Source organism: Paraburkholderia sp. EG286A, assembly GCF_040965375.1.
GTDB lineage: Bacteria > Pseudomonadota > Gammaproteobacteria > Burkholderiales > Burkholderiaceae > Paraburkholderia.
On record NZ_JBFRCB010000005.1, the window covers coordinates 198,241 to 205,736 of the forward strand.

Consider the following 7,496-nt stretch of genomic DNA (forward strand, 5'->3'; position numbering starts at 1 on the left):
GGCAGGCCATCCGCCTGCGAACGGCACAGCGTCTAATCGCGCCTGCCCCTGCCTCCGCCTTGAGGCAGCGAAAACCGGAAGCACGCCCCTTTCCCCTCCAGCGAAGCCGCTTCGATCTGTCCGCCGTGCGCCTCGACGATCGACTTGCAGATCGACAGCCCCATGCCCATGCCCGCGTCCTTGGTCGTCGCGAGCGAGTCGAACAGATGGTGCACGACCTTCGCGGCGATACCTGGGCCCGTGTCGGTGACCGACACCCACAGCGCCGCGTACGCATCGCCGGACGTCTGGATCTCGATCTTCTTCTCGCGTCCTGACGTCTCGCTCATCGCTTCGAGCGCATTCAATATCAGGTTCATGATCACCTGCTGAAGCAGGATGCGGTCGCCTTCGATGCGCAGCGGCTGTGCCGCGAAGTTGCCGGTCACGCGCACACCGCCGCTGTGTATCCGCTCGCGCAGCAGCCCCACGACCTCGCGGATCGCTTCATGGATATCCATGGGCCCGATCTTCGGCGGCGACTTTTTGACCATCGCCCGGATGCTCTCGACGATATTGGCCGCGCGCTGGCTGCTCGTGGAAATCTGTTCGAGCATTTCGATCGCCTCGCCCAGATTGGGCACATCGCGCTGAAGCCACTGCATGGCGGCGATCGAACTCATGCCGATCGCACTGACCGGCTGACTGACTTCATGAACGATAAACGCAACCAGCTCGCCGAGCGCCATGAGATTCGCGGCGCGGTCCAGCTTGCCTTGCGTGTCGCGAAGATGCCGTTCCGCCGCCGCGCGCCGTTCGTGCTCGGACTCGATATTCTGGTAAAGCTTCGCGTTTTCGAGCGAGATGGCCGCCTGCGAGGCGAGCACTTCGAGAATGCGCAAGCGCGCCAGCGTAAACGTGCCTGAAATCTGGCTGTTCTCCAGATAAAGCAAGCCCGTGAGCTCACCTTGCTTGATCAGCGGCACGCACATGATCGAGCGCGAGCGGTGCGACCGGACGTACGCGTCGGTGCCATAGTGAGAGTCGGCCAGCGCGTCGTCCAGCAGGACCGACTCCTTGGTGCGCAGCGTCGTGTACGCGATGGAGGCGGGCAGGATGTCCGATAGCGCGGTCGTGCGCTCGAAGTCCACTTCCACCGCGCGATTGCCGACCATGGCTTGCGCGACGACATTGAGCATGCCCTGGTCGAGCAGACACAGCACGACGCGGTCGGCACCGGCGTATTGAAGCGCGATGTCCAGCAAGACCTGAAGCAGTTGCGGCAGCGCGATTTCACCCGACAGGGCCTGCGCCGCGCGGATCACCGCGTCCACGTCGAACTGATGCTCGGTGCCGCCGAGCGTCAGGCCCGCGGCACGAGGCAACGCGGCCCGCGCCACGCCCAGCGAAGGGAATTCGTCTTCGAGTTGCCTGACCTTCGCATCGGCGCCCCAGCAGGCGTAAGCGCTGCGCGCCTGCACGAGGTAGCCTTGCTCCGCCGCATGCCAGCCCTGATGCGCGCAAAAGCGCGCGGCCAGTTCCCTGGCGAGGCCTTGAAGATGGAAGGCCCGCGTTTCCTCGGCAAGCGCGATCGCTTCCTCGTACAGCCCTTGCGCGCGCGCCGCGTCTGCCAGCGTGAACGCCAGTTCGGCCCGCACCAGCCGCTCGCGCGAGCGGAAGTTATCGGGCGATTCGTCCGCCCATACGTCAAGCACCGCTAATTGTTCGTGCACGACCTGCAGATGCGCGTCGCGCGCCTGCCCTGTCGACTGGCGGCTCAGCGCGAGCCGCAGCAGTGCGCGGTAGAAGATGAAATCCACCATCTCGATGAACGCTGGCGACGACCAGGCCGTGCGGCTCGCTTCATCCTCGGCGCGCAACGCCGTCGAATAATGGCCGAACAGATAGGCAGTCTGAAGCTGGTAGGTCCAGAACGAGAACGCCGCGAGGTCGCGGTTCGACTCTCTGCTCAAACACTCCTTGAGCAACGCCATGTAATCGGCGTTCGGGTCTTCCACCCCCACGTCGACGGGCACGCCGCGCATGGCGCGAATCAGCCACGCCTGGGCGAGTACGGCGTCGATGATCAGCGAAAATCCCGCCTGGCGCGCCACCTTGATCGCGTCTTCCACGCACTGCTGCACATCGGAAAGCGCGACGCCCGCGAAGATCAGGTTCGCCGCCAGGTTGCGCCGCGCATAGACCGAGAACGTGATGTCCCCTTCCTGCGCGGTGCGCCGTATCGATTCCTCGATATGGCGTCGCGCCGACGACGCCACCCCGGTCCAGGGCAGGTTGACCGTGCCGTAGCACATCTGCACCCGCCCCTGATATTGCGCGATGCCGCGTTCCGCCGGCAAACGCATCGCCAGTTCGCCGAATCGCGCGACGGTCGCGTAATCGCTGTAGCGCGCCCCGACCACGCAGCTCAGGCAAACATAGGCGTAACACGACGCGTCGGAATGGCCATGCTGCAGCCCCATGTTCGTCATGCGCAGAATGAGCAGTTCGACGAGGCGCTGGCTCGTGAAGAGCGCCGCCGGAATCAGGTCGGCGAGCACGTCCATCGCATTGCGCATGCCCTCGTCCTGCAACATGGGCAGACCGAGCAGCGCATCGATGCTGCGTCCCGCGAACAACTGGCGGAACCGCTCGTATTCGCGATCGACGTCTTCCGCTGTCGGCATGAGCGGCAGCATGACTTCGGCCTCTTCGGCGAGATAGCGCAGGCCGACCGCCACGGCAATATCGGGCTGGTCGTTCGTCACGTAGAGCGCCGCACGAAGGCGGGCCAGGGCGGCACGGTCCTTGAAGTCGAGCAATCCGGCGCGCACGCTGTTCAGGCGGCGCAACGCCGGATTGATCTCCATGCACAGAAACTCGCACTCGCCCCAACGCAGATCGATCAGCGCGCCAACCGCTTCCGGCGCCGAACTCCCTTGCAGAAAGGTGCGTGCATGCGAGAGATAGGAGATGGCCGAAGCGTAGGCCGTCGCCTCCTTGGCGCTGCGCGCGGCCTCGAGATTGACCATGGCGAACTGATGGCGCTGCTCGGGCGCCGTCACGATGGACACCGCCTCGTTCAACTGATTCGCGACGACGAATACGCTAATCGATTGCGCCTGGTATGCGCGGCTCGCCAGCAATTCGCGGCCGATCTCCAGGTGACCCGTTTCGCGCTCGTCGAATCTCAATCCGTAGTACACCGCGTCGCGCACGCGGTCGTGCGCAAACGCATAAAGCTCGTCGTTCAGATTGAGCAACTGCGCGTCCACCGCTTCACTCAGGCCCGCCTCGACCTCCGCCCGAGTGAGCCGCATGGCCGCCACGATCGTATTGAGCACGGCCGGCTCCGCGAGCAACGCAAGGCAGCGCAGCACCGACCTCGCATTGGCGCTCAAGGTGCCGATCTTTCCCGAGATCAATTCGATCAGGTTCGGCGTGCGCATGCGCCCTTCGATAGCCGGAACGCTGGCCTGCGTGGACTCGCTGCAGGCAAGCACGCCGTCGTCGATCAGCGCACGCACGAACTCGATCGTGAAGAGCGCATTGCCGCCTGTGCAGCGCCAGATCGCATTGCTCAGCATATCGAACTGATCGACCGTGCCTGGCAGCAAGGCCGTCAACAAGGCGCCGACATCGTCGTGCGAGAGCGGGCCCAAAGGCAGTTTCTGCCACAGCCCCTCAGCACGTAGTGCGCCGCCGCGCGGACCGATGCCGTTGCCTTCGTTCTCGCGCATTGCACCGACGAACAGCACGTGCCGCCCGGCGAGACTGCGCGCGGCATGCGTGAGCACTTCCAGCGTGCCTTCGTCGGCCCATTGCAGGTCGTCGAGGAAGAAAATCAGCGGCCGCCCGCGTACGGCAAACGTGCCCAGCAGACGCGTCATGGCGTCGAGAAAGCGCGGGCGCTCCGCATGGGCCGACACCGCCGGCCGGTACGCGCGCTCGCCGACGATGCGCGCGAGTTCCGGAAAAATCGTCGTGACGATGGAGACCTCGTCCGCCAGCGTGTCGGCAATGCGCCGCTGAAGCTGCTCGAAATCCGCGGGCAGATAGCCCAGCGCACTGCGCAGCAACGAATGGAGCGCGCGGCCGAGACTGGCATATGGCTTCGCGCCGTCCGCCTGTTCGCATTTGCCCTGGGCGAATTCGTGCGGCGTATCGGCGAGCCGCTGCCGCAAATGCTGAACCAGCGCCGTCTTGCCGATGCCGGCCGGACCCTCCACCAGCACGAGTGGCGTGGGTTCGCCCACCGATGCATCGAGCACCGCCTGCAGCAGCCGGTTCATCTCGCGCTCGCGGCCGAACAGCAGATCGGAACGGCGCGGACCACTATCGACACCGTGCACGGCCGGCAGCGCGATAGCTGGCGCAGGCGCATCGTCCCCGCTCCCCGGAGCATGCAAGGCCAGCAGATCCTTGACCACCTCGGTCGCGGCCTGGTAGCGCTCCTGCGGCTCCTTCGCGAGCAGCCGCAACAGGATCGGCAAAGCCTGCGGCGCAATGACGGAGGCGGCGCTGCCATCCAGCGGGCGCCTTGCGATATGCGCGTGAATTTCTTCGGACGGCGCGAGATTCGGAAACAGCACGCTGCCCGTGAGCATCTGATAGAAGATGCAGCCGAGCGAATACAGATCCGAGCGCGCGTCGACGGGACGGCGCAGCCGCCCTGTCGCTTCCGGCGCCACATAATGCACGCGCTCCGGGTCGACGTTCGCGAGCATGTCGCTGTCGAATGCTTCGGCGTCCGGAACGGCGCGCAGCGCGCGAAAACCCGTGAGCCAGGCGCGGCGCCCTTCGCTGTGCACCATGAAGTTCGCAGGCGTCAACGCACCATGCACGAGCCCCGCGGCATGCGCCGACGCCAGCGCCAACGCCATGCGCGCCGCGTGGCGCATGAACGCTTCGAGCGGCATGGCCGCGCCGACGAGCCCATTCAACATCTGCCCGCGCGGGTCGTGCAGCAGCATCGCGGGATTCTGGTTGTGGATCACGAACTGGATGGGCCGTAGCGCGAACCCATGTTCGAGCCTGGCGCGAATGCCGTATTCGTGGCGCAGCTGGGCGAGCCCGGCCTCGGGCGCCGGCGACAGCGGGATGGCGGCCAGCACCGACGAACCCGGTTTCTCCACGCGATAAAGCTGCACCGCGCCGTCGCGCAACAGCGTCAGCTTCGCATCGATCAAGCGGGTTGCCAGATCGGCAGAATCGGCCTTATTCCAGTCCGCCACCATGCTTTCCCTCCTTTTGTTCGCTTTGGACATGGAAGATAAAAATTCGGACATATTGGATTCAACCGGTAACGGCATTCGCAATGCGCGCTCAATTCGAGCGTCAAAGGATTGTTCGTGAATTCTTTCCTAAATCATATCCGAATGAACTGATGCATTTCTTTAGTTTTTTTGTACAAAACCAATCGCGCCCTGCATGGCTCGCCCTGCGTCTGGAATAGCGGGAATGCGTCAGGTGTTTTGATGGCCTGGTACGCTATCGGCGCCGAGGTCGGTTCATCGATCGCCCATCGCGCCCGCGCGCACCGAACGTGCCCTCCCTCAACCCAAACTGGCCCCGCCGATGAATTCCCTCAATTCGTCTCAGATTCCCTTTGTGCCGCGCCGCCCACTGGCGGCAAGCGATCACCGCACGCTCACCCTGGCTGCGCTTGGCGGCGCACTCGAATTCTATGATTTCGTCATCTACGTCTTTTTCGCCGCCGCGATTGGCCAATTGTTCTTTCCACCCACCATTCCCGACTGGCTGCGCCAGTTGCAGACTTTCGGCATTTTCGCGGCAGGCTATCTCGCGCGGCCGCTCGGCGGCGTGATCCTCGCGCATTTCGGCGATCTGGTCGGCCGCAAGCGCATGTTCACGCTGAGCGTGATGCTGATGGCGCTGCCCACGCTCCTCATGGGCCTGCTGCCGACGTTCGGGGCCATCGGCATTGCCGCGCCCGTCCTGCTGCTGGTGTGCCGCGTGCTGCAAGGCGCAGCCGTGGGCGGTGAGGTACCCGGCGCATGGGTCTTCGTTTCCGAACACGTGCCACCGCGCCATGTCGGTTACGCGTGCGGCCTGCTGACCGGCGGCCTGACGTTCGGCATCCTGCTTGGCTCGCTGATCGCCTCGGGCGTGAATCATCATTATTCGCATGCGGAAATCGCAGCCTACGCATGGCGGATTCCGTTTGTGATCGGCGGCCTGTTCGGCATTCTCTCGGCCTTCCTGCGCCGCTGGCTCGACGAGACACCGGTGTTCGTCGAAATGAAGGCGCGCCGCTCGCTCGCCACCGAAGTGCCGCTCAAGACCGTGCTGCGCGAGCACGGTCGCGCCGTGATCGTGTCGATGCTGCTCACGTGGACGCTCACCGCGGCAATCGTCGTCGTGATTCTCATGACACCCACGCTCGTGGCGAAACGCTTTCATATCGACCCCGCCGCCGCGCTGCAGGCGAATTCGGCCGCGACGCTCTGCCTGTGCGTCGGCTGCGTGGTTGCAGGAATGCTGGCCGGCCGCATCGGCACGCGGCGCACGATCTTCGCTGGCTGCCTGCTGCTCGGCGCTTCGTACTTCGCCATGCTTCGGCACCTCGCCGCCGATCCGGGCGCGCTGCTGCCGCTCTATGCCGTGTCGGGCTTCTTCGTCGGCGCGGTGGCGGCCATTCCCGTGGCCATGGTCAATGCCTTTCCGCCCGCCGTGCGCTTTTCCGGCATCTCGTTCTCGTATAACGTGGCCTACGCGGTATTCGGCGGCCTGACACCGGTTTTCGTTTCACTGATGCTGAAATGGAACCCGTCTGCCCCCGAACTCTATGTGGCCGCACTGAGCGTCATCGGCGCATTGACGAGTCTCGCGTTGCCCCGTACGTCCGACGCGGCGAAAAAATAACTTTCCATTCCGAAACTATTCGAAATGAATCGTTAGAAACCTGCGCGGCGTGCACGCCCATTGCGTGCGCCGTGCAGTGTACGCACGCGCATCGATCTCCCCGACGGCCCGTGCATGGTGGCCGGTGTTGTTAATATTCACACCCGCTATACAAGCGTATGATTCCGCCAGGCGAATTCCGTCATTACTATCAGCGCTGTCGACCCGCGCTGACGTTCTGTTCCGGCGCGCCATTGTTGTTCAGGAGATCATGCGTGTCCGCCGCTCATCACGTCTGTGTGGTCGACGACGATCAGTCAGTTCGGCTTGCACTTGCCAGCTTGCTGCGTTCGCTCGGCTACGAAGTCGAAACCTTCGAATCGGGGCATGACGTCCTGCAATGGCTTGCGCACCATCGCACGGCGTGCGTCGTCTCCGATCTCCAGATGCCGGGCATGTCCGGCCTGCAAATGTACGAGGGCATGCTCGACATGGGCATCGATGCGCCGTTCGTGCTGATCACCGCCTATCCGACCGCCGAAGTCGAGGCGCGGGCCATGGCGATCGGCGTGCGCGCGTTCCTCACGAAACCGGTCAGCGCGCAGGCGCTCGCCATGCACGTCAGGCAGGCGGTCGCCTCAGCCGGCTGACGT

Annotated in this window: 3 protein-coding genes; 2 read left to right on the plus strand and 1 reads right to left on the minus strand. The window is 64.4% G+C overall.

Annotated elements, in window-relative coordinates; genetic code table 11:
* Positions 1-32 precede the first annotated feature (32 nt).
* Positions 33-5,216, minus strand: coding sequence for an AAA family ATPase (locus AB4Y35_RS24135; RefSeq protein ID WP_368706288.1), 5,184 nt, complete (start codon positions 5,214-5,216; stop codon positions 33-35).
* Between the two features lie 340 nt (positions 5,217-5,556).
* Here AB4Y35_RS24135 and AB4Y35_RS24140 point away from each other — a divergent pair, with 340 nt between their 5' ends.
* Together AB4Y35_RS24140 and AB4Y35_RS24145 are read left to right on the plus strand one after the other, a co-directional pair.
* Positions 5,557-6,864 carry an MFS transporter gene (locus AB4Y35_RS24140; RefSeq protein ID WP_368706289.1) on the plus strand — a complete coding sequence of 436 codons (1,308 nt, stop codon included), beginning with the start codon at positions 5,557-5,559 and terminating at the stop codon, positions 6,862-6,864.
* 254 nt (positions 6,865-7,118) lie between these two features.
* Positions 7,119-7,493 (plus strand): response regulator, encoded by a 375-nt coding sequence (locus tag AB4Y35_RS24145; RefSeq protein WP_368706290.1) that lies wholly within the window; start codon positions 7,119-7,121, stop codon positions 7,491-7,493.
* Positions 7,494-7,496 lie beyond the last annotated feature (3 nt).

Coding starts and splice junctions, on each gene's coding strand:
- AB4Y35_RS24135 (WP_368706288.1), bottom strand. CDS start 5,216: ATGGTGGCGGACTGGAATAAGGCCGATTCTGCCGATCTGGCAACCCGC.
- AB4Y35_RS24140 (WP_368706289.1), top strand. CDS start 5,557: ATGAATTCCCTCAATTCGTCTCAGATTCCCTTTGTGCCGCGCCGCCCA.